Annotated in this window: 23 protein-coding genes; 12 read left to right on the plus strand and 11 right to left on the minus strand. The window is 35.2% G+C overall.

The annotated features are described in order from the left end of the window. The first annotated feature begins 31 nt into the window (after positions 1-31). The 6 genes from B3C16_RS15765 (at position 32) to B3C16_RS15790 (ending at position 7,570) form a co-directional block, all read left to right on the plus strand. Positions 32-961: a UDP-3-O-(3-hydroxymyristoyl)glucosamine N-acyltransferase gene (locus tag B3C16_RS15765; protein ID WP_291133227.1), complete on the plus strand. Its 930-nt coding sequence runs from the start codon at positions 32-34 to the stop codon at positions 959-961. A gap of 3 nt (positions 962-964) precedes the next feature. Continuing rightward, positions 965-1,324, plus strand: a complete 360-nt coding sequence (locus B3C16_RS15770) for a nuclear transport factor 2 family protein (RefSeq protein WP_291133229.1) — start codon at positions 965-967, stop codon at positions 1,322-1,324. A gap of 129 nt (positions 1,325-1,453) precedes the next feature. Then, on the plus strand, positions 1,454-2,326 hold the full coding sequence (sucD, locus tag B3C16_RS15775; protein WP_121313718.1) for a succinate--CoA ligase subunit alpha: 873 nt from the start codon (positions 1,454-1,456) through the stop codon (positions 2,324-2,326). A 133-nt stretch (positions 2,327-2,459) separates the two neighbouring features. Then, the gene (locus B3C16_RS15780) at positions 2,460-3,011 is read left to right on the plus strand and encodes a helix-turn-helix domain-containing protein (RefSeq protein ID WP_291133231.1); all 552 of its coding nucleotides are present in this window, start codon (positions 2,460-2,462) and stop codon (positions 3,009-3,011) included. 87 nt (positions 3,012-3,098) lie between these two features. Next, positions 3,099-5,450, plus strand: coding sequence for a DUF7619 domain-containing protein (locus B3C16_RS15785; RefSeq protein WP_291133233.1), 2,352 nt, complete (start codon positions 3,099-3,101; stop codon positions 5,448-5,450). A 2-nt stretch (positions 5,451-5,452) separates the two neighbouring features. Beyond that, a complete protein-coding gene (locus tag B3C16_RS15790; RefSeq protein WP_291133235.1) occupies positions 5,453-7,570 on the plus strand; it encodes a DUF7619 domain-containing protein in 2,118 nt (705 codons plus the stop codon). 105 nt (positions 7,571-7,675) lie between these two features. On the opposite strand, the gene B3C16_RS15795 is transcribed toward B3C16_RS15790, so the two are convergent. Continuing rightward, positions 7,676-8,860: a cytochrome-c peroxidase gene (locus tag B3C16_RS15795; protein WP_291133237.1), complete on the minus strand. Its 1,185-nt coding sequence runs from the start codon at positions 8,858-8,860 to the stop codon at positions 7,676-7,678. A 140-nt stretch (positions 8,861-9,000) separates the two neighbouring features. On the opposite strand from B3C16_RS15795, the gene fabG reads away from it, so the two are divergent. Both fabG and B3C16_RS15805 read left to right on the plus strand, forming a co-directional pair. Next, on the plus strand, positions 9,001-9,747 hold the full coding sequence (gene fabG, locus B3C16_RS15800) for a 3-oxoacyl-[acyl-carrier-protein] reductase (RefSeq protein ID WP_291133239.1): 747 nt from the start codon (positions 9,001-9,003) through the stop codon (positions 9,745-9,747). Between the two features lie 84 nt (positions 9,748-9,831). Beyond that, positions 9,832-11,859 carry a hypothetical protein gene (locus B3C16_RS15805; RefSeq protein WP_291133241.1) on the plus strand — a complete coding sequence of 676 codons (2,028 nt, stop codon included), beginning with the start codon at positions 9,832-9,834 and terminating at the stop codon, positions 11,857-11,859. Here B3C16_RS15805 and B3C16_RS15810 read toward each other — a convergent pair. From B3C16_RS15810 to B3C16_RS15825, 4 genes are all read right to left on the minus strand, one after another. Then, a complete protein-coding gene (locus B3C16_RS15810) occupies positions 11,851-12,234 on the minus strand; it encodes a DUF2809 domain-containing protein (RefSeq protein ID WP_291133243.1) in 384 nt (127 codons plus the stop codon). The two genes, B3C16_RS15805 and B3C16_RS15810, sit on opposite strands and share 9 nt — an antisense overlap. A 3-nt stretch (positions 12,235-12,237) precedes the next feature. Further along, positions 12,238-12,969 (minus strand): YoaK family protein, encoded by a 732-nt coding sequence (locus B3C16_RS15815; RefSeq protein ID WP_121313726.1) that lies wholly within the window; start codon positions 12,967-12,969, stop codon positions 12,238-12,240. Positions 12,970-13,015: 46 nt separating this feature from the next. Then, a complete protein-coding gene (locus tag B3C16_RS15820) occupies positions 13,016-14,335 on the minus strand; it encodes a serine hydrolase (protein ID WP_291133245.1) in 1,320 nt (439 codons plus the stop codon). Positions 14,336-14,691: 356 nt separating this feature from the next. Next, complete coding sequence (locus B3C16_RS15825) at positions 14,692-16,782, minus strand: LTA synthase family protein (protein ID WP_291133247.1); 2,091 nt, start codon at positions 16,780-16,782, stop codon at positions 14,692-14,694. A 158-nt stretch (positions 16,783-16,940) separates the two neighbouring features. Between B3C16_RS15825 and B3C16_RS15830 the strand changes: the two genes are divergently transcribed. From B3C16_RS15830 to B3C16_RS15845, 4 genes are read left to right on the plus strand one after another with little or no spacing between them, the layout of a single operon-like run. Then, the gene (locus B3C16_RS15830; RefSeq protein WP_121313728.1) at positions 16,941-17,375 is read left to right on the plus strand and encodes a thioredoxin family protein; all 435 of its coding nucleotides are present in this window, start codon (positions 16,941-16,943) and stop codon (positions 17,373-17,375) included. A gap of 2 nt (positions 17,376-17,377) precedes the next feature. Continuing rightward, positions 17,378-18,367, plus strand: coding sequence for an FAD:protein FMN transferase (locus B3C16_RS15835; RefSeq protein ID WP_121313729.1), 990 nt, complete (start codon positions 17,378-17,380; stop codon positions 18,365-18,367). Then, positions 18,360-18,569, plus strand: a complete 210-nt coding sequence (locus B3C16_RS15840; RefSeq protein ID WP_199717152.1) for a DUF4266 domain-containing protein — start codon at positions 18,360-18,362, stop codon at positions 18,567-18,569. The genes B3C16_RS15835 and B3C16_RS15840 overlap by 8 nt, the downstream gene beginning before the upstream one ends. An 8-nt stretch (positions 18,570-18,577) precedes the next feature. Then, positions 18,578-20,011 carry a DUF3570 domain-containing protein gene (locus B3C16_RS15845; protein ID WP_291133250.1) on the plus strand — a complete coding sequence of 478 codons (1,434 nt, stop codon included), beginning with the start codon at positions 18,578-18,580 and terminating at the stop codon, positions 20,009-20,011. 350 nt (positions 20,012-20,361) lie between these two features. Here the strand turns inward: B3C16_RS15845 and B3C16_RS15850 are convergent, their stop codons facing one another. From B3C16_RS15850 to B3C16_RS15875, 6 genes are all read right to left on the minus strand, one after another. Continuing rightward, the gene (locus tag B3C16_RS15850; RefSeq protein WP_291133251.1) at positions 20,362-20,595 is read right to left on the minus strand and encodes a hypothetical protein; all 234 of its coding nucleotides are present in this window, start codon (positions 20,593-20,595) and stop codon (positions 20,362-20,364) included. Continuing rightward, positions 20,592-21,077 carry a hypothetical protein gene (locus B3C16_RS15855; protein WP_291133253.1) on the minus strand — a complete coding sequence of 162 codons (486 nt, stop codon included), beginning with the start codon at positions 21,075-21,077 and terminating at the stop codon, positions 20,592-20,594. The genes B3C16_RS15850 and B3C16_RS15855 overlap by 4 nt, the downstream gene beginning before the upstream one ends. A 164-nt stretch (positions 21,078-21,241) precedes the next feature. After that, entirely contained in the window at positions 21,242-21,553 is a 312-nt protein-coding gene (locus B3C16_RS15860; RefSeq protein WP_291133255.1) for a hypothetical protein, read from the minus strand. A 118-nt stretch (positions 21,554-21,671) separates the two neighbouring features. Beyond that, positions 21,672-22,298, minus strand: a complete 627-nt coding sequence (locus tag B3C16_RS15865; RefSeq protein ID WP_291133257.1) for a hypothetical protein — start codon at positions 22,296-22,298, stop codon at positions 21,672-21,674. Positions 22,299-22,504: 206 nt separating this feature from the next. Next, positions 22,505-22,963, minus strand: coding sequence for a hypothetical protein (locus B3C16_RS15870; protein ID WP_291133259.1), 459 nt, complete (start codon positions 22,961-22,963; stop codon positions 22,505-22,507). Positions 22,964-23,021: 58 nt separating this feature from the next. Then, positions 23,022-23,744: a tetratricopeptide repeat protein gene (locus B3C16_RS15875; RefSeq protein WP_121313732.1), complete on the minus strand. Its 723-nt coding sequence runs from the start codon at positions 23,742-23,744 to the stop codon at positions 23,022-23,024. Positions 23,745-23,875: the final 131 nt, after the last annotated feature.

Consider the following 23,875-nt stretch of genomic DNA (forward strand, 5'->3'; position numbering starts at 1 on the left):
CCCGAAGTTTCGGGACTGAACACTATAAAAAATGAAATTCTCAAGAATACATACCTTAAAAGAAATTGCAACGATTATCGATAGTCAATATGTTGGCGCCGATGATTTTGCAGTTCACGGCATGAACGAAATTCACGTGGTGGAACCGGGCGATATCGTTTTTGTAGACCATCCGAAATATTACGACAAAGCATTGCAATCCGCGGCGACTATTGTTTTAATCAACAAAGAAGTCGATTGCCCTGATGGTAAAGCCTTATTGATTTCTGATGATCCTTTTAGAGATTTCAATAAATTGACTAAGCATTTCAGACCTTTTGTGGCGGCGAATGCCAGCATTTCAGCTTCGGCCAAAATAGGAGAAGGAACGGTAATCCAACCGAATTGTTTTATTGGTCATAATGTAACCATCGGTAAAAATTGTTTGTTGCATGCCAATGTAATTGTATATGACCATACGGTTATCGGTGACAATGTGATTATTCATTCGGGGACAATTTTAGGGGCTGATGCTTTTTATTATAAAAAACGTCCGGAAGGTTTTGACCAATTGCTTTCAGGAGGAAGAGTTATTATTGAAGATAATGTTGGAATAGGAGCGTTGTGTACTATTGATAAAGGTGTTACCGGCGATACCACTATTGGTGCCGGAACCAAAATTGACAACCAAGTGCATGTTGGTCACGATACCGTTATTGGTAAAAAATGCCTGATTGCTGCCCAAACCGGAATTGCCGGCTGTGTTATCATTGAAGATGAAGTGACTCTTTGGGGACAAGTTGGAACTACCAGCGGAATAACAATCGGCACCAAAGCAGTAGTTTTGGGACAAACCGGTGTAAGCAAATCCATTGAAGGAGGAAAAACCTATTCGGGAACACCGATTGATGAAGCACGTGAGAAAATGAAACAGTTTGCCTACATCAAAAAAATCCCCGAAATATTAAATAAACTTAAATAAAATATGGGCGCTAAAGCTATCGTTCAAGAGTTTTACAAATCGGATGTATTGTTAGAAGCGGATAAAGTGAATGCTTTATTGCATCCCGAAGTTGTTTTAGAATGGCACAGTACAAAAGGCTTTTTAAAGCTCAACAAAAGTCAAATTGTTGACTTGAGTAATGAGATGAGTAAAGCTTATGTTCGTTCTAAATCAAGAATATCTCATATTCTTTCCGAGGGTCATACTGTTTCTGTTCGTTATTCTCATTACGTAAAAACCATTGAAAACCCGAGAGAAGAAATGCTGTTAGCGCACTTTATGGTCATTTGGGAGATTAAAGACGATAAATTATATCGAGGTTATCAAATGAGTCAACTATAGTAATTTTGCAAAAATCTGAATGCTGAATACTGAACACTGAATACTATTTCATACTTTTGCAACACACCTGAGGCCGGCAGGCCGAACGGAATGAAATTAAAAAATAAACACAAATAAACAAACACACAAATGAGCGTTTTAGTTAATAAGAATTCAAAAATAATAGTACAAGGATTTACAGGAAGTGAAGGAACATTTCACGCTTCTCAAATGATTGAATACGGGACCAATGTTGTTGGTGGTGTAACACCGGGAAAAGGTGGTTCAACTCATTTAGAGCGTCCGGTTTTTAATACCGTAAAAGATGCAGTAGAACAAGCAGGAGCAGATACTTCTATCATTTTTGTTCCGCCGGCATTTGCTGCCGATGCTATTATGGAAGCGGCTGATGCGGGTATCAAAGTAATCATTGCGATTACTGAAGGTATTCCGGTAGCAGATATGATTAAAGCGTATGATTTTATCAAAGGAAAAGATTGTAGATTAATTGGTCCAAACTGTCCTGGAGTAATTACTCCGGAAGAAGCTAAAGTGGGTATCATGCCTGGTTTCGTTTTCAAAAAAGGAAAAGTTGGGATTGTATCTAAATCAGGTACTTTAACTTATGAAGCGGCTGACCAAGTGGTAAAACAAGGTTTAGGTATTACAACGGCTATCGGAATTGGTGGAGATCCAATCATTGGAACTACTACTAAAGAAGCAGTTGAATTGTTAATGAATGATCCTGAAACAGAATGTATCATCATGATTGGTGAAATTGGAGGTCAATTGGAAGCCGATGCAGCGCATTGGATTAAAGCGGACGGAAACCGCAAGCCGGTAGTTGGTTTTATCGCCGGTGAAACAGCGCCAAAAGGTCGTACTATGGGTCATGCCGGTGCTATCGTTGGTGGTTCTGATGATACGGCTGAAGCCAAAAAGAGAATCATGAGAGAATGTGGTATTCACGTTGTAGATTCTCCGGCTGAGATTGGTAAGAAAGTAAAAGAAGTAATGGGATAATTTATTCCTTCAATTGATATAAATAATAGAAAGCCTCGAGAAATCGGGGCTTTTTTGCATTGGCACCTTTTTTGTTTAATAGCGTAGCAATAGTTATGTAGCAAATCAAAATGCTACAAAAAAAATGCTACATATGAGAAAAAGCGCATACCTTAGAAATGAATTGAATCTTACGCAATACGAAATGGCTGAATTATTAAATATTACCCGAAGCCAATTGTCACTTTTCGAACTGGGATTACGAGAATTGCCTACAAATGCATTGATAAGATCTTCACAAATAGGTCTTTTCATGGCCACTTCCAAAACGCCTGAAGCCAAGGATTTTCCTCAAATTGCTGATTGGGAAGAAGAAAAAGAAAAATTTCTCGCGAAAGCCTTAAAGGACTGTGAACATTATCAGTCGAGTATCATTAGAAAGTTACCCAAAATGGAAGAAGAATATCGAGCCACATTGAATCTACTCCAACTAATTATTTTTTTTAAAGAACAAGCTAATAAAGAAGATGCACTGCATCCCGCAGCCTTATTAACTTTAGAAGATAAAGCTATGAAAAGTTTGGAAAGATGTGGACCAAAAGAGGTAGTGAGACAAAAGTACCAGCTATTAATATTGCAACAGCAAGAAGAGATACTAAAAAAGTTAATAGAAAGTAATAGGTTAGATAAACAAGAGTTAGAATAGCAATTAATTTTATTTTTTAACTGCAATTTTTAAAGATAGGATAGTCTTATAAGTATTTTATATATATTTGAGCATCAAACTATTTTCATGAAAAAGCTTTACTTCTTATTACTAGCGCTATTGCCATTGACAGCAAACGCCCAAGTGATTACCATTCCGGATGCTAATTTTAAATCAAAGCTGCTACAGGCAGATACCAATAATTTCATAGCGAAAAATTTAGCCGGGAATTATTTTAAGATGGATGCTAACAGTAATGGGCAAATTGAAGTCAGTGAAGCTCTAAACGTATCTTATATAGATGTTTACCGTTATTATGATCAGCCTTATATTGCTACCTTAACGGGCTTAAGTAGTTTTACCAATTTAAAATTTCTGCGATGCAGCAACCATCAGATTACCAATATGAATTTTACTGGTTTGACTAATTTGGAAGAACTGTATTGTGATCATAACCTGCTCACCACAATCAACTTAACCAATTATCCTAATTTAAAAAATTTTGACTGTGGTGCAAACCAGCTAACCAATTTGTCGCTTATCAATTTACCTCATTTAGAACTTCTTTATTGCAGTTCAAATCAACTGACTGGTCTAAATTTGTCAAATCTTTCTACGTTGAAAATTCTGGATTGTGGTTCCAATCCCTTTACGTCCTTAGATGTTTCCAGTAACATTGCCCTGACGTATTTGGGATGCAGTGAACTTGGTTTAACGAGCCTGAATGTTTCCAACCTATTGAATTTGGAGCATTTGATTTGCCTGAACAATCAGTTAACACAATTGGATATTTCGGGCTTGACAATGTTACGTGATTTACAATGCCCTAACAATATGATCGAATATATTGATTTAAGTGATTTTGCAACCGGCGGACCTCCCAATCAAGGTAATGGATTTTATGAACTCCGATTCAATAATCTACAGGCCATTAATGTCAAAAATGGTTATTTTGACAACTTTGGGATGATTGCTCAAGGAAATCCCAACATAACTTATGTGTGTTGCGATGAATCAGAAGTTTCAATGGTTCAGAGTTATTACAGCAGCGCTGTTTGTAACACAAACACTTATTGTAATTTTACACCAGGAGGTATTTATTATACAATTCAGGGAAATCACAAATTAGATGTTGATAATAATGGTTGCGACAATAACGATATTGCTATACCCAATCTAAGGTTTTCCATTACTGACGGAAGTAATTCGGGAACTATAATAAGTAATTTATCAGGGAATTATTTGATACCTGTTTCTGATGGGAACTATACTTTAGCGCCGATTTTGGAAAATCCCGATTATTTTACAGTTTCTCCGAGTTCACTATCCGTTGACTTCCCGGACACATTAAGCCCACTGACACAAAACTATTGCATCACAGCCAATGGATCACACAATGACCTGGAAGTTGTTATTTTGCCAATACTTATTGCGCGTCCCGGATTTGATGCTACCTACAAGATTATCTATAAAAATAAAGGAAATCAAATGCAAACAGGATCATTAAGTTTCGAATTTGAAAATGATTATATTGATTTTGTTTCGGCTAGTCCAATGGTTTCAAATCAGTCCGAAAATATATTGTCCTGGAATTACAGCAATCTGCAGCCTTTTGAAACAAGGGAAATATTGGTTACTATGAATATCAATTCGCCAATGGAGATTCCGGCTGTTAATGCTGGCGATCAATTGGATTTTATGGCAGTTATCAATCCCATTCCAAATGACGACATACCGATTGACAATAGTTCAACTTTGAAACAAATCGTAGTAAACTCATTAGATCCTAATGACAAAACTTGTCTGGAAGGAACAACCGTATCCACTACTATGATTGGAGAATATGTGCATTACCTTATTCGTTTTGAGAATACCGGAACATTTGCTGCTGAAAACATTGTTGTAAAGGATATGATTGATAGTGCTAAATTTGACATCGCTACATTAATTCCATTAAATGGAAGTCATTCTTTTATTAGCCGAATCAACACCAATCAGGTAGAATTCATTTTCGAAAACATTAACTTACCCTTCGACGATGCCAATAATGACGGGTATGTAGCGTTTAAAATCAAAACCAAACCGACATTGGTATTGGGTGATACTTTCAGTAATAGTGCAAACATCTATTTTGATTATAATTTCCCGATTGTAACCAATACTTATACCACAACTATTCAAGCTTTAAGCAATCAGGATTTTGAGTTTAACAGTGTGTTTAGTTTATCGCCGGTACCGACGAAAAATGTGTTAACAATTACTGCTAAAGAAAGTGTAGTCATGACTTCGGTTAGCATTTATAATACGCTTGGGCAATTGGTTCTAGTGAATACTAATCCGAGTGAAATGATTGATGTTTCTGGGTTACAGAACGGTAGTTATTTTATTAAGATTGTTAGTGATAGGGGTAGTGCTATCGGTAAGTTTATAAAAGAATAGAGATGAAAAAAATTTACACCCTTTTGGTTTTATTGTTTGCTGTTTCTATCGCAAATTCGCAAATTGTAAATATTCCTGATGCCAATTTTAAGGCGAAGTTGTTAGCGGCTGGTCCAAATAATACTATTGCATCAACACAAACTCCAATTTACTATCCAATTATCGCTTGGAGTTTAGCTAGTAGCAGTAGTGTTGATACTAATGGCGATGGAGAAATTCAGGTGAGTGAAGCTCAAGCAATAAAATGGCTTGATGTTAAAAGTTCAAACATTTCAAGTTTGACGGGTATCGAAGCATTTAATAACTTAATTTATTTAGATTGCAGTTATAATCAATTATCAAGTTTGAATGTTTCTAATCTAACAAATTTGAATAATTTAAATTGTCGGTATAATCAATTACAAAGTTTATTAAATATATCAAATTGTATAAGTTTAATTCAATTAGCTTGTGATAACAATCAGCTAATGAGTTTTGATGTCAATAATTTAACCAACCTTAAAAATTTATTTTGTTTTGAAAACCAGTTATCCAATTTAGATGTTTCTACTTTAACTAGTTTGAACAATTTAGGCTGTAGTGATAATCAATTAACATTACTCAATATTAAAAATAACAATAGTAGTTGGCTTAATCTTGGATTTGATTATAACCCTAATCTTCTATATGTTTGTGCTGATGAACAAGATTTGTCTTTTGTACAACAAAAAATCAGTTCTTATGGTTATACTAATTGCCATGTAAACAGCTATTGTAGTTTTACGCCGAATGGCCTATATTATACCATTCAAGGCAATAGCAAGTTTGATATGGATAATAACGGTTGTGAAATTAACGACATTGTTGTTCCTAATTTAAAAATAGCAATTACTAACGGTTCATTTACAGGGAATATCATAGCAAATGCAACAGGAAATTATGCAATCCCTATGCAAGCTGGAAACCACATTTTAACACCACAATTAGAAAACCCTACTTATTTCAATATCTCTCCAAGTTCATCTACCGTAACGTTTCCTACTTCTGCCAGTCCGTTTGTTCAAAACTTTTGTGTAACTCCTAATGGCACTCATAATGATCTAGAGGTTATTATATTACCCATCGGTCCGACCAGACCGGGTTTTGATTCACAGTATAAAATCATTTACAAAAACAAAGGAAATACTACTCAAAGTGGTTCAATAAGTATGTATTATGATGATACTATTTTGCAATTAGTTACTGCCAATCCTAGTACATCGAGTCAAGGAGCAGACCTTTTGAGTTGGAATTTTAATAACTTATTGCCATTCGAATCCAGAGAAATTTCAGTTATTTTAAATCTAAATTCTCCGCTTGAAACACCTCCGGTGAATGCCGGTAATGGGTTGCTTTTTTCTGCAACAGCGGTTGGTGATACAGATGAAACACCGGAAGACAATACCGCAAATCTAAATCAAACAGTCGTTAATTCTTTTGACCCTAATGATAAAACGTGTATTCAAGGAACATGGTTGCCATTAGAATTTGTTGGAGAATATGTTCACTATATAATTCGATTTGAAAACAACGGTACATTTGCCGCTGAAAATGTAGTTGTAAAAGATATTATTGATTTGACCAAGTTTGACATGGCTACTTTGGTTCCTCTAAGTGGTAGTCATTCATTTGTGACAAGAATTATCAACACAAATCAAGTTGAGTTTATTTTTGAAAATATCAACTTGCCTTTTGACGATGCTAATAATGATGGGTATGTGGCTTTTAAAATAAAAACAAAGACCACATTTTTAGATTTAGAGACCTTTAGTAATGCAGCGAGTATATATTTTGATTACAATGCTCCGATAGTTACTGAGACTTATACGACAACTTTTTATAATCCGTTAAATAATTCGGATTTTAGTTTCACTACTTTATATAGTTTATCACCGGTACCGACTAAAAATGTGCTAAACATTACTGCTAAGGAAAGTGTGGTTATGACCTCGGTAAATATTTATAATACACTTGGTCAATTGGTTCAAGTGAATACAGATCCAAATGAAACGATTGATGTTTCAGGATTACAGAGAGGTAGTTACTTTATTAAGATTATAAGCGATAGGGGTAGTGCTACCGGTAAGTTTATAAAAGAATAATTCCTTTTAAATAAAAAAAAAACGCCTCATTTAACTAACGAGGCGGTTTTTTTGTTTGTTAACCGTAGAGACGCGATTAATCGCGTCTCTACAACAAATGGTGTTTTAATTCGGAAAAGGACTTGACCATTTTGGGTCAACATACACATTGGTTCCCGATAATGTTCGAAGAAAAGCAATAACCGCATTGACTTCGGGTGCTGTTAAATGCAATTGTTGTCCAAAACCATTGGGTCTTAATTTTACATCTAAATTAGTATTGCCCGGCGCTAAGTTGATTGCACCATAATGACCAATTGCCGCCTGTAAAGTGGTAATAACTCCGGTATGCATCATCGGTCCGTTAGTAGTTCCATCAAGTTTTACTAAGTCACGCAATGAAGGTGCTCTAGTGTTGGTTATGTCAATTCCGGTGCCGTTAATGGTGCCAATGATACCATTGTTTCCGGTGTTTGGATTAATATCAAACTCTGGTGCCGCATGACAACCGGCACAACCCAAACCACCGGATGTTCTGTTACCGGTAGCATCAAAAACCGGTGGTGATAAAAATAAATTTTTTCCTTGATTCTCTTGATTGGTAAAGTTGGAAAAAGGTTGACCGTCATTAGCCACTTGTGCTCTGCCAATATCGTATTTACTATCAAAAGACTGGATGCTTCTGATGAATTGAGCTAAAGCCAATTGGATTTTGTTTTCAGTAATTTCTTCAGAGCCATACACAAACTGAAACAATTCTCTGTAATAACCGATGTTGCTGAGTTTTGTGATTAAACCACTAAAAGGTTCGTCGCCATTGGTACCGCTAAAACCCATTTCTCCATGGTCTTTAATAGGCATCGTTGTTTGAGTTTCTAAATTAATTGCACGTTCATCCCAAAAGAATTTTACTTCATTAGCAAAACGTGTATTGATTAAACGCATCGAATGTCTTCCGGTAGTTCCGTTTACACCGTTGCTGGCAATATTTGAATCTCCAAAAGCATTGGCTTGTTGGTGACAACTCGAACAAGAAATGGTATTGTTAGAAGACAGATTCTTGTCATAAAACAAAACCCTTCCCAAAGTAGCGCCTTTATCAGTAATTGAATTTCCGGCGGTGTTGTCTTTGGTAATATAGTTTGGAATGACTTGATTGGCGTAATTAGAGAGGTTTTCCGGACTGATGTTACTCCCAAAAGTAGCTCTAATATTGGCATAAGGATCAATCTCTTCATAATTTGAACTATCGTCACTTCCGCAAGAATAGGTAAGTGGTAGAATCAGTAATAGTATAATCTTTTTGAACATAAAAATTGGTTTTGGTTGGTGAGTTACCTTCTAAGACTGCATAAATTTTAAAAGGTTTAAAAGTGGTGTAATCTTTTCCAACCTATAAAATATTCCTATATTTGAACTTTCATTAAAACAAACAAACTAATTTTTATAGTATGAAATTATTAGAAGGAAAAGTAGCCATTATCACCGGCGCGAGTAGAGGAATCGGAAGCGGTATCGCTAAAGTTTTTGCACAACACGGAGCCAATGTGGCTTTTACTTATAGTTCTTCTGCCGAAAGTGCTTTGGCATTGGAAAACGAATTAATCGCTTTGGGAATCAAAGCCAAAGGATACAAATCAAACGCAGCTGATTTCAATGAAGCGCAAAAATTAGTGGATGATGTCATGGCCGATTTTGGAAACGTTGACGTGTTAATCAACAACGCCGGAATCACCAAAGACAATCTTTTAATGCGTATGAGCGAAGAGGATTTTGATAAAGTAATTGAAATCAATTTGAAGTCGGTATTCAATATGACCAAAGCTGTTCAGAAAATCATGTTAAAAAACCGCAAAGGTTCTATCGTCAACATGAGTTCGGTTGTTGGTGTAAAAGGAAATGCAGGTCAAGCCAATTATGCCGCGTCAAAAGCCGGTATGATTGGGTTTACAAAATCGGTAGCTTTAGAATTAGGTTCGAGAAATATACGTTGTAATGCGATTGCTCCGGGATTTATTGAAACTGAAATGACAGCTAAATTAAACGATGATGTTGTACAAGGTTGGAGAGATTCTATCCCGTTAAGACGTGGCGGAAGTCCGGAAGATGTGGCCAATGCTTGTTTGTTCTTCGCTTCAGACATGAGTGCTTACGTTTCGGGACAAGTATTGAATGTTTGCGGAGGAATGCTTACTTAAAAAGAGTAGGCAGTGCTCAGTTATTAGTTGGCAGAAAACCAATCAACTGAACACTTATTACTGAACACTGATCACTTAAAATATATGACCACAAACACTGTTTTACTAATATTGCTTTCTTTAGGAATAGCGTTAGCTGTGTCATTCTACCAATATTTATATAAGGTCAAAAGCAGGTCGAAAGTGACTTTGCTTTTGGCTTTTTTGCGTTTCTTTAGCGTGTTCGGATTGTTACTTTTGCTGATTAATCCGATTATCACGCGAAAAACTGTAGAGACAGTAAAAACACCTTTGCCGATAGTCATTGACAATTCAGCTTCGATGGCGGATTTGAAATCGGATAAAGTTGCTATGGAATTGTTTGAAAAACTAAAAGACAATTCGGCTTTAAATGATAAGTTTGAAGTACAGACCTATCAGTTTGATGAAGACTTTTTACCTTCGGACACCATTGATTTTAAAGGCACACAATCGAATGTAGATGTCGTAGCGAAAAGCTTGAAAAACATCTATAAAAACCAAACGTTTCCAACTGTTTTAATCTCTGACGGAAACCAAACTTCGGGTGAAGATTATGTTTTCGGGTTTAATCCTTTGAACAAAGTTTATCCATTGGTAGTAGGTGATACGACTACTTATTTGGACTTAAAAGTGACGCAACTCAACGTCAACAAATACGCTTTTCACAAGAACAAATATCCTGTTGAAGTGTTTCTGAATTATTCGGGAACCAAAAGTATCAATGCTTCATTTAAAATTACCCAAGGGAATTCGGTGTTAAATGAGCAAACGGTAGCTTTTTCGCCTTCAAAGAAATCAGCAACCTTTAATGTTTTATTACCGGCGAACAATGTTGGATTACAAATTCTGAAAGCAACTATTTCTTCTAAAGAACAAGAAAAAAATACGTATAACAACACGAAAAACTTTGCCGTTGAAGTCATTGATCAAAAGACAGAAGTCGCTTTGATTGCAGATATTGCACATCCCGATTTAGGAGCGATAAAACGTGCCATTGAAACTAATGCACAACGAAAAGTAACAATACTTAAACCAAATCAAATCAGCAGTTTAGAAAATTATAATATTTTAATTCTGTACCAACCAACGGTCGCTTTTAAATCGGTTTTTGATAAGAATGCCAATGCCAAAATCAACTCGTGGATTATCACCGGAAACGATACCGATTTCAACTTTTTAAACCAAAATCAAACGCAGTTTGTATTTAAAATGAGTTCGCAGAAAGAAGATTATTTGGCATCTCATGATTCCCAATTTAATCTGTTTGCACTAGACAATATTGGTTTCGAACAATTTCCTCCTTTGGAAAACCCGTTTGGAACAATTACTGCGAAAGGAAACACCAATACATTATTGTCATCTACGATTCGCAATATAGAAACCAATCAACCTTTATTGACTTTCAATGAAGAACAAGGTAAGCGTTCGGCTTATTTATTCGGAGAGAATATTTGGAAATGGCGCGCGGATAATTATTTGACCAAAAAGGACTTTGTAGACTTCGATATTTTCTTGGACAAAACCATTCAATATTTGGCGTCCAACAATGCCCGAAAGTCTTTAGTAGTGAATCACGAGCGTTTTTACAATTCTGGCGAAGGCATTGAAATCACAGCCCAATATTTCAACAAAAACTATGAGCTAGACGAAAAAGCCAGATTAACCATTGCCGTTACCAATACTAAAACAAAGCAAGTCAAAAACTATGATTTACTTAGAACCACGAATGCTTTTCAAGTTAACCTTGATGGATTAGTTGCCGGAAATTATAAGTTTACCGTAAAAGAATTGAATTCTAATTCTTCGTATTCAAGCGGTTTTGAAGTCTTGGATTTTGATATCGAAAAACAATTTGTCAATCCGGATTGGAACAAGTTGAACCAATTGGCTACGCAAACGCAAGGGAAAGCTTATTTGCCAAATCAAATCGATGCGCTGATCAAGCAACTGTCAGAAGACGAAAGTTACAAAGCCATTCAGAAAACCATCGTTAAGAAATCGCCTTTGGTAGATTGGGTTTGGTTACTCGTTTTATTAGCCTTATCACTTGCCGCAGAATGGTTTATTAGAAAGTATAACGGTCTATTGTAATTGGCTTTTCCGGCTAAAAATCCTTTCAGAAACAATTACTATTACAATTCCGGCTATGTAGGCCAAAATATCTTCCCAAGCAAAGGAAGTTCCAATAACAGTTCGTGCCAACCTATTGTTTTGAAGACCTAAAACTTCAATTATGGTAAAATATTGTAATGTTTCTACCAAAAAAGCAAATAATAGAACGGCGATAGCAGCTTTGGTTACTGATATCTTGAGAAACGATTTCACAAAGCAATAAATCAAGATTACGACCAAAACATCCCCAAAATATGGTCGGATAAAATTGTCGTGAACAAATAAAGCGATGCATACTTCAATGACAAAAAGTAAAATGGTCAGTAGCAAATAGGTTCTGTTAAAATGCAGCATAAATTATAATTCAAATGATTTTCGGGTAATAACAAAAAACTTCAATCGAAGATAATCATAAAAGAGTGCTATAACCAATACTATTGAGGCAATTAACAAGGTTTTTATTTGAAGATAACTATACGCATATCCGCCCACGACACAACCGATAAAAAAGAAAGTAATGATGGATAACCTCAGATAAATGTTGGTTTTCAACTTAGTTTGCTGTTCCGGCTTTTTATAGAAGAACAATTGCGAAAGTTCGATCCCTAAATCGGTGAACAAACCTGTTAAATGAGTAGTTCTCACCGTTGATTGAGATACTTTGGTCACCAATGAATTTTGAATACCCATGGCAAAAAGCAGTAGAAAAGCTTCTACTTTTCCATATAGATCATAAATACTTGATGCGCCAAAAAAAAATGCAACGCAGGACAGAATCGTAATTTCTAGAGCAATTGGAACTACATGAGCCAATTTTGGCCGCTTCTGTAAAACTAATTCCACAATGGTATTGGCGGTAAACGAACCCAATAAAAAGCAAAGTGTAAAAACCAAAAAAGTAATGGCGATGGCATAATCCTTACGCAGAATCTCTTCGGCAAAAAAAGCGAAATGTCCGGTTACATTAGTGGTAAGCGTTTTTAACGATAAAACACCTGTAATATTCACGATACCGGCAACGAAAGATAATAATGTTGCTAATCGCAGATTATGAATAAAAGTTCGCGCATTGCCTTGGTGTCTAAACATAAATTAAAAGTACTTGTAGTTATAGTTTAGACGCTTTTCCATCGGATTAAAGTTTAAAAAAAATAAATTTTCCGCCACCTTGTTCTAAAGTCATTTGTTTATCGGCGACGTTAAACTTTAACTTAATTCCGGCTTGTACAAATTCAAAAACATCTGTTTCGGTAGCGTCTAAAGGAAATTCACCTTGTCCTGTAGCTTGCGCAAAAAGTTTGTTGCCCTTTTTAGTAACGCTAATTTTCATTACCAATTCCTGACTGTTGTAGTTTCCTAAATATTTGTCCAGGTCTTCCGAACTCAACTCAACCGCTTTAAAGGTCGGAATCTCAAAAGGAATTTGGTAGTAATTTTTCATCACAGCAAGCAAGATATCATTATTTGGATAAACGCTACCGTTGGAAGTAATAGCAACCGACAACTTATTATCCGGGAAATAGGTGAGTACAGAAGTAAATCCGTCAATGCCACCGGTATGACCGTATCCTTTTTTATCATTAAAAGGGATTTCAAAAATACCCATACCATAATCTTCTTGAATGGTTTTCATTTGATCTAAACTCTTTGTCGTGATTACTTTTCCGGCAAAAAGGTTTTCAATGAAAATGGTCAAATCGGTTGGGTTAGAAACTATAGCACCGGCGCCCATTGGGATGGACATATCTGTTTCTTTCTCATGGTTCCAAGTTTCGGTGAATGAAAAGGAATAGCATTCGTTGTTGGCAAGATCGGTTTTGCTTCCCAAATATGTATTTTTCAATCCTAAAGGCTTTACTATTTTTTCGGCAAGAATCTCTTTATAAGGCTTTTTATAAACTTTCTCCAAGATATAACTCAATAACACGTAGTTTGAATTACTATAATCTGCCTTACTGTTAGGTTCAAAAACACTTTTGCTTTTGGCAATGATAGCGACCATTTCAGCTTCGGTTTTGGGTTGGGTGTAATAGCTCATAAACTCACCGCTGTTGGTGAAGTTATAAATTCCGCTACGGTGATTGAGTAAGTTACCAACCGTTATTTTATTGGCATTGGGAACCGAAGGAAAATAAACATCTATGGTTTTGTCTAAAGTCAGTTTGTTTTCTTCTACGGCTTTAAAAATCAAGCAAGAAGTAAACATTTTGGTGATGGAACCAATACGGTATTTTGTGGCGGTTGTGACTTTTTGTTTTAAACCTATATCGACTTTACCAACTGCTTTGGTGTAAATTATTTTACCATTTTCACGTACCGCAATACTTCCCATATACTTGTTTTTGGCCTCCAGAACGGCAAACAAACTATCGAGTTTAACCGTATTGAGTTGTTGGGCAAAAGAAACGCTAACGAAAAATAAAAAGAGAATCCCAAGAGACCGTTTTTTAATCATGATGTGTGGTTTAGTTAGTGATATAAATTCATTGTAATGGCATATTATCTAAAGAGAAGTTACCATTTTATTCTATCATAAAGTAATAGATTGTGCCCCAAACGGTTATAAAAAACAAACCGGGGTAAACTACTTTATACAAATTTTGCTTTAATTCCTTTTTTACAACCGTTATATATAAAACATAGAGTACAAAAAGTGTAATAAAAATAATAGGCATAAAAATTCTCATAACTAAATGATTTAATTAATTTACTCTTTTTTTGATGCCTCTAAGATAAGAATAAATTAAGAAATAGCAATGATACCGATGAGGCCATGATTTGACAAATGAATATACAGTTGGGTTACAATCATTATTTTTGGAGTTGTTTGTTTTTTAACAAAAAGGCAGACGTTTGGTAGTAAGCAATGGTTTCTTTTACCAAATCCTCTCTCAAATGTAACATTGGAATTTCGTCATACTGTGATTGAAACTCTTCTTTTACATTGGGTTTTGCTTTTGAAATCAACTGGAATTGTTTTACCTTTTTAACTGGTGAAATGATGGTCAAAACATTATTCTTAATCATCCCTAAATCCTGATAAGTCGCCACAAATGCTCTTGGCTGGTAGGTTGGTTTAAATATGTCCTGACCATAAAATTTACTGTTGTAATTAAAATGGAGCAAACCAAATAGGGTAGGCATGATATCAATTTGAGACATTAAAGTATTGACATGTTCAGGTTGTATGAAACCCGGTGCATAAATCATAGCCGGTATTCGGTATTTGTCCAAAGGCAATTCGGTTTTACCGGAACTTGAAGCACAATGATCGGCCAGGATTACAAAAACAGTGTTTTTAAACCAAGGTTGTTTTTGGGCCATTGTAAAAAATTGTTTTAACGCATAATCGGTATATTTTACACCTCCGTCTCTGGATTTGGCCATTCCTGAAATATCAATTTTGCCTTCAGGATATGTAAAAGGTCGGTGATTGCTCACGGTCATGATATGGTTAAAGAACGGTTTATTTGCCTTGGCTTCGTTATTCATTTCTTTGATGGCTTTGTGGTACATGTCTTCGTCACATACACCCCAAATATTGGCAAAAGTAATTTCGTTAGGCTGGAAAGTTTTTTTGTCAATAACGTCGTAACCATTGCCTCCAAAAAAGTCGCCCATATTGTCAAAGAAGGCATCGCCACCATACATATACTTCACGGCATAACCCTTTTGTTTGAAGACACTACCGGTGGAGAATTTGTTTTTATTGTCTGTTCGTTTCACGACGCTTTCGGCGGCACTTGGCGGCAGACATAAAGTTACGGCTTCTAATCCGCGAACGGTTCTGTTGCCAACCGCATACAGATTGGTAAACTGTAAGCTCTTATCGGCTAATGAATCTAAGAATGGTGTGATGTGTTTCTTGTTGCCATATTCGGTCATAAAATCCTCGCTTAAACTTTCTACCGTAATCAACACTACATTTTTGTGAAGCTCAGTAGAATCAGCTTTGATGGTTCTGAGTGAACTTTCCCTATTAATTCCCGGTATTTGTTTTTGTAGTAGCGCAAAAGCTTCGGCTTTCGGCATTGTTTTATAGAATTTATAGAATTCTAATTCGTTATTCATGAACGCTGTATAAAACTTAAACATGCCATTGGCTTGTAATTCATTGGTGTAAACATTAGGGCTATTTTCTTGTTTTGCCAATAACGGAATGGCTGTAAGTGATAGTATCACTAAGACAACATAAACTCCCAAACCTTTTACTTTTTCTTTAAAGGAAGGTAAATGATTCAGAAAAGGTTGGGCACGTTTTACGATAAAATACGTTAGTACAGCAGTCACTAATCCAACGCTTGCAAACAACGGCACTACCGGATAAGATTCCATGATGTTACCAATTACTGTATTCGTGTAGACTAAATAATCTACGGCGATGAAGTTGTAACGTACGCCAAATTCATTCCAAAAGAAAAACTCACTGATGGCGTTTTGAATTATCACCAACGTAAAAATGAACATCGTGATAAAAAACAATACCAATCGAATTGCTTTTCTGTGTTTTGGGAGGAATAACAACAACCCAAAAAAGATAGTTTTCAAGGCAATAAAACTTATTCCTATTTCCGGTAACGAACCGCCATATTCATTTAGGATTGTATTGAAAAACGAAACATACACCAATAGTAAAACCAAAGCGCCAAAAATAAGGTATCCATATTTCTCATACTTTACATTGGATAAAAACAATAAGTAAAGCCATAGAAAAGCACTGACGATTATAAATAGAAACACATCGGAAATGAATCCTAAAACAAAGATTTTAGTGATTTCGAGAAGTCCAAATGAGGATTGTGTAATGGGATGGAAAAGCAATATGATTCTTAGGATAACATTGACAATGATAAATAAGAAAAGTAAATTGATGAAAGGCGAGTACTTTTTAAAATAGTTCATATAACGAATTATAAATTGACTGATACAACTATAACCGATTAGTGTTTAAATACCCTATGCTAGTTTTGATATTAAGGCTATACCGTTGTGATAAAAAAAATACTTTAAAAAGAAAGTAGGGTAAATGAATTTGAACTTGCTTTACATAAAAAGTCAACATGAAAAAAATATTTATAGCCTCGTTTTTATTCCTATCAATGGCTGGTTTTGCTCAAAACTGGACGACTAATTTTGAAGAAGCTAAAGCCACTGCAGAAAAGGAAAACAAAAAAATCTTATTGGTGTTCTCCGGCTCTGATTGGTGTGCGCCTTGTATTAAATTAGATAAAAACGTTTGGCAATCTGAAGTGTTTAAAGCTTATGCCAATGATCATCTTGTACTTCTTCGTGCCGATTTTCCTAAGAAGAAGAACAACGCTTTACCGGAAGATTTGAGAACCGCCAATTTGGCTTTAGCCGAAAAATACAATAAAGAAGGGTTTTTCCCCTTAGTAGCTGTTTTAGATAAAACCGGAAAAGTCATGGCTAAGAAAGGTTATGAAAGCCAAAGCGCAGACCAATTTGTAACCGAATTAAAAGCCATTATTAAATAAACATGAACAGATTACTATTTATATTGTTGCTAACTATTGGTTTCAGTGCCAATGCCCAACTGATTCACAAACGAAAAGTGAGTTTGCTCGGCAGTCCGTTTGAAATTACCGTAGTGGCTAATGATACCATACAAGCCCATCAATATGAAGATATGGCTATCGCTGAAGTCAAACGGATAGAAAATATTATCTCTGATTGGATTCCGACTACACCATTATCCCAAATTAATCAGAATGCCGGAAAGCAAGCGGTTAAAGTGCCTTTAGAACTGATAGAACTAATTGAACGTTCTATCAAAATATCGAAGCTTACGGATGGTGCTTTTGACATTAGTTATGCGTCAATGGACAGAATATGGAAGTTTGACGGCAGCATGAAGGAAATGCCAACACCGGAAGCCATCAAAAAATCGGTAGAGAAGGTTGGCTATGAAAATATCATCATTGATAAAGAAAAGCAAACCGTTTTCTTAAAACTCGAAGGGATGAAACTCGGCATGGGCGGCATTGGTCAAGGTTATATTGCCGATAAAGTCAAAGCCCATTTGATTGCTAAAGGTTGTACTGCCGGATTGGTGAATATCTCCGGTGACATTAGCACTTGGGGCAAACAACCTAATGGTGAACAATGGAAAGTAGGGATTAAGAATCCGATGAATAAAAACAAAATATTTGCTACGTTCCCGCTTGAAGATAAGGCGGTTGAAACTTCGGGCAGTTATGAAAAATATGTCACGTTTAACGGAAAACGCTATTCGCATATTATAGACACTCGAACAGGTTATCCTGCGACGGGTTTGATTAGCATTAGTGTTTTTGCCAATACCACTGAGTTGGCTGATGCCTTGGCAACCGGTGTGTTTGTAATGGGCAAAGACGCCGGAATGAACTTGATTAACCAATTGCCGGGCATAGGCTGCATTATGGTTGACGAAGACGGTAAGATATCGACCTCAAATAATATAGATTTAAAAAAGTACCAACATGACTAAAGTATTTGGAATACTCGCTTTGTTTGTTTTCATGACTTCCTGCTCGCCGGTGAAAGAATATGAAAAGGAATACATCAACGACACTGAAATGAAATTATCGGCCAAAACCGCGGAACGCTATGAAGTGACTTTCCAAGTTTATCGAGAGGCTGCGGCTGGAGCCAATGGAGGAAAAACCGGTGGTGGTTGTGGTTGTAATTAATAAATAAAATGAAAAAGTACCTATTTCTATTAGCCTTATTGAGCAGTTACTGTTCTTTTTCACAAGAAAAAGACAGTACTGTTGTATTTAAAAAGAGAGTTTTAGAGGCAACGGAAGTTGACTTCTTATTGAGTTATTACAAACAAGACGGTGTGCATTCTTCCGTTTCGGGTGGAATGGGTTCTGAGAAGTTGACCGATTTGGCTTCGAATATTATAGTCACCATGCCTATGAATGCCGATGATGTATTGACTATTGATGCGGGTTTATCGGCTTATACATCGGCTTCTTCGAGTAATATTAATCCTTTTAATGATACCGGTGCTTCTGGCGGTGGTGATGACGATGATGATGATGACAAAGCCGGTTCTCCTTATGGAACGCCTTGGTTGGCTTCTTCGGGTGCATCGGCACAAGATGCTTTGACGAGTGTGAATGTGAACTACAGTCATAGTTCTGACGATAGAAACTTTATATGGAATGCGGATGTGTCTTTTTCTAATGAATTTGATTATACCTCTATCGGTTTTGGTGGTGGCGTTGCCAAACTTTTTAATGAGAAAAACACCGAATTGAGTTTGAAAGCCAATGTGTATCTTGACCAATGGCGACCGATATTGCCAACGGAACTGCATGAGTATGACCAGTATGGAAATTCATTTTTGAACAACGGGTATTTCAGTGGTATTACCATTTATGATCAGAACGGCGTGGCTTCTAACGGTTATTTGCCTTCGCAATTTGAAAACATTCAATCGGTGAATAGAAACTCATATTCGTTATCGTTTGGGTATTCACAAGTATTGACTAAAAAGCTTCAGGCTTCTGTGTTCTTTGATGTTTTAAAACAGCAAGGCTTGTTGTCAACTCCTTATCACCGTATTTATTTTGCGGATAAATCGAATTACTATGTTGGGCAAAGCCAATACATTCCGGTGTATGAAAGCCCGGAGAATGTAGGTGTGTATCGCTTGGCGGATGATATTGAGCGTTTGCCGAATACTCGTTTTAAATTGCCGATTGGTGCGCGTTTTAATTACTACATCAATGAACACTTTAAACTGAGAACTTATTATCGTTTCTATACCGATGATTGGGGCGTTCAGGCGCATACGGCTAATATAGAAGTGCCGATAAAGTTGAATGACCATTTCACGGTTTATCCGATGTATCGTTATTATACGCAAACAGAGTCGAAGTATTTTGCGCCCTTTGAAACGCATTTGTCTACAGAGAAATATTATACGTCTGATTATGATTTGTCAACTTTTAATGCGAGTCAGTATGGTGTAGGCGCAACGTACTTGGATATATTTACCAAAGCTCATATTTGGAAGTTTGGGTTGAAGAATATCGATTTCAGGTACAATCATTACCAACGCAGTGATACTTTGAGCGCGGATATTGTTAGTATGGCGTTTAAGTTTGTGATGGATAAATAGAAACTAATTACGAATTATTAATTAGGAATTACGAAGGTGGTTTCACAAAGATTGCGAAGCAGCACAAAGATTCACTAAAGATAAAAAAAGCATCCATTTTTGGGATGCTTTTTTGTTGGTGGTATTTGATGGTGAAAATGGAATAGTCAGTTTTGGTTTGGTACTTTTCCCAATTTGTACAGCACATTTTGAGGTGACTTTGTTACTTTTCGATGTTACTCAGGCACTTTTCGGGTTTTGTTAAGCACTTTTCGGGTTTCGTTCAGCACTTTTCGACTTTTGTCAGGCACTTTTCGGGTTTCGTTCAGCACTTTTCGATGTTTGTTAGGCACTTTTCGGGTTTTGTTAGGTCAATATCGTTGTTTGTTAAGCACTTTTCGGGTTTCGTTCAGTACTTTTCGGGTTTCGTTCAGTACTTTTTGATGTTTGTTAGGCACTTTTCGGGTTTCGTTCAGTACTTTTTGGGTTTTGTTAGGCACTTTTCGATGTTTGTTAAGTACTTTTCGGGTTTCGTTCAGTACTTTTTGGGTTTTGTTACTTGAGGGAATTAGAAGGAAAATGCTGTTATAATCAGTTTTTTTCAATAAACTCCATCAACAATTTTAAAAATAATCCAATTCTGTTTTGTTTTAAATGTGCGGCCATCCACATATTCAGTTCTATAATATTCAGACGAAGTATACTTTTCCAATTTTCTTTTCTGTTTATTATAAACTAGGCATTTTCCTTTTTCTAATAAGCTGGCTATTCTAAACTTAAGTCTGGATTTTACTTTGGCGCTTTCTGTTAAACTGTCTGCATGAACAATTTTGGACTTTTCTTTTGCTAAGCTATTTAAAAGCTGTTTGTCCCAATCTATATTATGTTTTTTAATCCAATCTTTACAATCCTTCATTAAAAAATTTTCCGTTGTTACTACAGTAAATGAATCAGTTTCCATCAAAATGAAAAGTCTTTCATTGTTTTTCAATGATAGTGAATCAAGTTGTTTGATAGGCTCATTTTTTTGGCAGTAAATCTTAGGTTGTATTACCAACAAGAGTAAAATGCTTAAGAAATATTTCATTTGTTCAAGAGTTTAAAAATTGGCTATAAGGTGTCGTCTTCGCATAGTTGTAACAATTTATTACTGATGATTTCAAATGTAGAATTGCTTTTGAGTTTTCAGAGAAAACTCGGTGAGAAACTCAAGCCAAGCAGTTGTTGCAAAGTACTTTTATAGGCAGGTTACTATTGAAATGCTTTATAGATGTCAAGAATATTTGCAACTATTATAAAAATTAATAGAACAACATAACCTGAATTCAAAATCATACCAATAACCTTTCGCAAAGTATTTGGTTCTTTTATTCCCTTAATTGAATCAATAACACCAACAACGGTAAATATTAAAATTAAAACCAATAATATTCCATAGAAATTTGACATATCTATTTTTACAAACTCTTGAATAACATGAAGAATTATTATAAGTATGAAAATGGACATTGTTATTATTGCCCATTTGAATCCTTTGTTTGAATTGACGTTTAATTTTTCCATGAATATATTAAGATTTATGTCTTTTAAAGGAATGATAACTTGCCTATGACGTGCCGCGGCTTTAAAGTCAGAAAACTCGCAATAGCGTAAAACCTTTCTTGTCAACTGGTGTTTCACTTTATTCTGTTTCTACTTTCAACTCTATAGTTTTGACTTTTTTGTCAATATTTTCTATTTGGTCATGCTTAACAATATCAATATCATACAATAAACTTCGGTAATGATTTCTTAATGAAATTACAAAAAGTATAATTGTAAATAACAACCAGTTTTTTTTCAAGAAGTTATCAGTTGTTATATTTTCGGTAAATATAAACGATAGCCACATTGCCCAAACACAACAATAGAGAAAGTGTATTTGTGCAGACCAGTCCAACAAATTAGACGCAAATGATTTCGGGTTTGCTCTTTGTTTCCATCTTCGAAAGTCTTGTCGCTTTACTTCGTCCTGTGTAAAAATGAATTTTACCCAACTCAAATTATTATTTGTCTTTCCACTAATCCTGAGTATGATTAGATTCAGCTTATAGCAAATTGGATATAATGTTGCCCTGTGAACTGCATACAAAAATGAACCAAGTAATAATGAAAGAAGAACAAGAAAAAGTGAGTCCTTAATCGTTCCATTTTCATCAAATAATGTTTGTCTAATTGTTGGATTTAAGTATAAATATGTCAATACACCAAAGCCACCGGCAAAAGTGTATCTCAAATATTCATTATAGTTCAATTGAGGTTTTTCCATAAATTATTTATATTTATTTAATGTCAATTGGGTAGAGGTTATTTACACTTCCCTCCAACGGTTTTTGGCTTTTCGAAGTGGCAAACTTCCGAACTGACTATTTTCTATTAAAGATAAATTTTTCTTGCTAAACGTGAACTTACCACAAAACTCGCAATTGCGAGAAAATGCTGTTAACCGTTGCTTTTTTCTTTCTGTAACATTTTTTATTCCTTTTTTTTCAGAGTTATTATTGGTTTAAATTCTATTTCTTCACAAGCATAACAATTGTCTTTATGCAATTGACGAAATTCGTCAAACTCTGTTTTGTATGTTTTAAAACCGTCTTTTTCAATTTCAAAATTCCCAAAGCACCAAGCAAAAGGTAAATCTAACGGAGTGTGTATCCATTCAATTCTTGATTTTTCCAGAAGTTCAAAATTTCCATTTTCATCAGTTTTTGTGGTCTGGGATTTATATTTTGTATAATCATAATAACCCTGTTTCTCATTTATCGAACTCAACTCTTCTATTCGAGAGACAACGGCATCTTTTATTGAATTTCCTTTTTCGTCAATTACTTTTCCGGTTATTTTTGGAACATAGACTACCTTTTTGGGATGTATAAAAATTCCAAGAATTAGGAGTAGAAGAATTATTAGCAATGTTTTTGTTGATTTTTTCATTGTTTGTGTCGTTCAGGAACGTAAGGCAATTGTTGTAAACTACTTTTAGCGATAGGCGTTATTTTTTTATTGGAAACATATATTCAAGTTGAGATAAAGAACACGGTATATTTCCAACATTTTTTCCTTTAGCAAATTCCTCAAATATTAATTCTTTATTAATAAGTTTAGCAGAATAATCGGTATTTAAACCTAATGAATTCATTTCGTTAATATTTTCCAACATAGCTTCTTTATTTCCCAAAAAGTAATTGGAGTACATACTTACTCTGTAAAGCCTTTCTTTTTCATTTAAATCTTCGCACAAAGGAATATATTTGAAAGCTTCTGATTTTGCCAATTTAAAATCACCACAAAATAAATAGGTTGATATTCTATCCAGTTTAAGTAAAAATAAATTCGGATAATTTTCAATTAATTTATTTTGAATATTTAAAGCTCCTCGAAAATCTCCCATAAACATTAGTCCTTGTGATTTTAGATACAAAGCTTTGAAGTGTAATGAATCTTTAGACAAACATTTATCAAGAAGATTCATTATTTCAAACAGATTAGGTTTTGAAATGGTTTTTGAATGAGCTAATCTAAAATATAATTCTGCATTGTTTGGATATACAGTAATGAGAGAATCAAGCATTTCATTTGCTTTTTCATAATTGTTTTCACTTTGGAAACTTTCTATTTCCTTAAGTGATGAATTTAAGTCCTTAATTTGAGCTTTTCCCAAATTACAACTGGTTATAATTATGCAAACTAATAAAGTTTTTAAAATGGTTCTCATATTGAATTTTATGGTTTTATTACGCTTATCGCTAACGTTTTGCAGATTGTGATTTTGGCGTTCTTCACTCACTAGCGTTTCCAAATATAACTAAAATTTCAGTCAGCTGATACATTTCTGATGCGACCAAA

The organism is Flavobacterium sp. UBA7682, from assembly GCF_002482945.1.
Lineage (GTDB): Bacteria > Bacteroidota > Bacteroidia > Flavobacteriales > Flavobacteriaceae > Flavobacterium.

Coding starts and splice junctions, on each gene's coding strand:
- B3C16_RS15790 (WP_291133235.1), top strand. CDS start 5,453: ATGAAAAAAATTTACACCCTTTTGGTTTTATTGTTTGCTGTTTCTATC.
- B3C16_RS15855 (WP_291133253.1), bottom strand. CDS start 21,077: ATGAAATATTTCTTAAGCATTTTACTCTTGTTGGTAATACAACCTAAG.
- B3C16_RS15815 (WP_121313726.1), bottom strand. CDS start 12,969: ATGTTTAGACACCAAGGCAATGCGCGAACTTTTATTCATAATCTGCGA.
- B3C16_RS15860 (WP_291133255.1), bottom strand. CDS start 21,553: ATGGAAAAATTAAACGTCAATTCAAACAAAGGATTCAAATGGGCAATA.
- B3C16_RS15780 (WP_291133231.1), top strand. CDS start 2,460: ATGAGAAAAAGCGCATACCTTAGAAATGAATTGAATCTTACGCAATAC.
- B3C16_RS15835 (WP_121313729.1), top strand. CDS start 17,378: ATGAACAGATTACTATTTATATTGTTGCTAACTATTGGTTTCAGTGCC.
- B3C16_RS15765 (WP_291133227.1), top strand. CDS start 32: ATGAAATTCTCAAGAATACATACCTTAAAAGAAATTGCAACGATTATC.
- B3C16_RS15770 (WP_291133229.1), top strand. CDS start 965: ATGGGCGCTAAAGCTATCGTTCAAGAGTTTTACAAATCGGATGTATTG.
- fabG (WP_291133239.1), top strand. CDS start 9,001: ATGAAATTATTAGAAGGAAAAGTAGCCATTATCACCGGCGCGAGTAGA.
- B3C16_RS15805 (WP_291133241.1), top strand. CDS start 9,832: ATGACCACAAACACTGTTTTACTAATATTGCTTTCTTTAGGAATAGCG.
- B3C16_RS15840 (WP_199717152.1), top strand. CDS start 18,360: ATGACTAAAGTATTTGGAATACTCGCTTTGTTTGTTTTCATGACTTCC.
- B3C16_RS15820 (WP_291133245.1), bottom strand. CDS start 14,335: ATGATTAAAAAACGGTCTCTTGGGATTCTCTTTTTATTTTTCGTTAGC.
- B3C16_RS15865 (WP_291133257.1), bottom strand. CDS start 22,298: ATGGAAAAACCTCAATTGAACTATAATGAATATTTGAGATACACTTTT.
- B3C16_RS15795 (WP_291133237.1), bottom strand. CDS start 8,860: ATGTTCAAAAAGATTATACTATTACTGATTCTACCACTTACCTATTCT.
- B3C16_RS15875 (WP_121313732.1), bottom strand. CDS start 23,744: ATGAGAACCATTTTAAAAACTTTATTAGTTTGCATAATTATAACCAGT.
- B3C16_RS15810 (WP_291133243.1), bottom strand. CDS start 12,234: ATGCTGCATTTTAACAGAACCTATTTGCTACTGACCATTTTACTTTTT.
- sucD (WP_121313718.1), top strand. CDS start 1,454: ATGAGCGTTTTAGTTAATAAGAATTCAAAAATAATAGTACAAGGATTT.
- B3C16_RS15845 (WP_291133250.1), top strand. CDS start 18,578: ATGAAAAAGTACCTATTTCTATTAGCCTTATTGAGCAGTTACTGTTCT.
- B3C16_RS15785 (WP_291133233.1), top strand. CDS start 3,099: ATGAAAAAGCTTTACTTCTTATTACTAGCGCTATTGCCATTGACAGCA.
- B3C16_RS15870 (WP_291133259.1), bottom strand. CDS start 22,963: ATGAAAAAATCAACAAAAACATTGCTAATAATTCTTCTACTCCTAATT.
- B3C16_RS15825 (WP_291133247.1), bottom strand. CDS start 16,782: ATGAACTATTTTAAAAAGTACTCGCCTTTCATCAATTTACTTTTCTTA.
- B3C16_RS15830 (WP_121313728.1), top strand. CDS start 16,941: ATGAAAAAAATATTTATAGCCTCGTTTTTATTCCTATCAATGGCTGGT.